The sequence below is a fragment of the Oleiphilus sp. HI0123 genome (genome assembly GCF_001635315.1).
In genome coordinates, this window is the sequence record NZ_LWGE01001432.1 from 1 (window position 1) to 1,345 (window position 1,345).

1 protein-coding gene is annotated in these 1,345 nt (G+C 40.6%); it reads right to left on the reverse strand.

All coding sequences use genetic code 11. From position 1 onward, the window contains the following. Positions 1–264 precede the first annotated feature (264 nt). The gene (locus tag A3761_RS18590) at positions 265–1,167 is read right to left on the reverse strand and encodes a porin (protein WP_068510236.1); all 903 of its coding nucleotides are present in this window, start codon (positions 1,165–1,167) and stop codon (positions 265–267) included. Positions 1,168–1,345: the final 178 nt, after the last annotated feature.

The window sequence follows — 1,345 nt, forward strand, 5'->3', positions numbered from 1 at the left end:
CATTCGATGCTGGTTCAATATCTTATCAGGCGTATCATAGTAAATATTCTGCAAAGGCTTTCGCTGCAACTCAAGCACAAACCCCTGATTGCTCAAACACGCTTCCAAGCTCTCAAGCACAGCAAGACTTTCACCCACAACACTAAGTTTTAGTTCAATTTCTTTCGGCACAAAACACCTTATCGTTTGATTTACATAAATTTCAGGCAAAAAAAAGCCGGTGAAAGTCACCGGCTTTTTAGAGCTTAGTTCTAAACTTACAACTTAGAAGCTGTAGTTAGCGCCGATAGCTAGTACGTCAACATCCGCACCATCAACACCACCAAGGTCAGTAGACGTTGTGTATTCTAGAGCTACAAACAAATGATCTGTTACATTATGAAGAGCTTGAAGCGCAATTGTCGCTTCGTCTTCTGCACCATCATAAGACTTCATACCATAACCTAGAGCAAACTGGTTCTGACCCATTGTGTACATGCCCTGCAAACCAATGTAATCAACTGTATCTGACATGCTTTCGTAACCAAGCATTACAGTAATATCATCCATTGAGTAAGTAGCACCTAAACCAATAGTATCTTCTGCTTCAACACCAGCTTCTTCGCGACCCATAGAGTATGCAAAAGCAAGTTCAAGGTTATCCATAGCGTATTTAGCAGCTAAAGCACCAGCGAATACAGAGCTGCTTTCAACTGGCAAAGTTACACCAACAGTTAAACCGTCAGCAATCTCAGGAGAAACATATTGTAGGTTCTCAACTTCGCTATCTGCAGCCAATTCGCCTTCTAAGCCAACAAACTCAGAAGTGTCTGTTACGTCTACCCACTCATATACTGTGTCATCAACACCGTATTGAACAGAACCGAAGTCACCTTTAACACCAACATAGATTTCATCAGACTGGTTGATACCAGCTGTAGTTTCGTCTGCGTCGAATTCAAATTCTACTTTAGCAAAAGCAGTTACGCCTTCAGAAACCATGTGAGAGTGAGTCAAACCAAAAGTAGAGTCACTATCCATTACAGCGTTGGCAGTATTTCCGTCAGCATCTGCATGTACATATGCAACATCGATATCACCGTAGAATTCAATACCTTTATCTGCTGCCATTACACCAGTAGATAGAGTAGCTGCTGCTACAGCTGAAGCGATCAGGGTCTTTTTCATTTCGTCTTCCTTTTTTCTGTTAAAATTTTAATGAGAGTCAGGCTCATCCTGGAATCTCGTTAAATATACTTAGCGATTAAATTATTATTAGTTATGCCGTTAATACAGCACCGTTAATACAGCACAGTCTTCCGGCCGCCTATATTATTTATAAAATATGTCAGAAATGTGTCAAAAA

Coding starts and splice junctions, on each gene's coding strand:
- A3761_RS18590 (WP_068510236.1), bottom strand. CDS start 1,167: ATGAAAAAGACCCTGATCGCTTCAGCTGTAGCAGCAGCTACTCTATCT.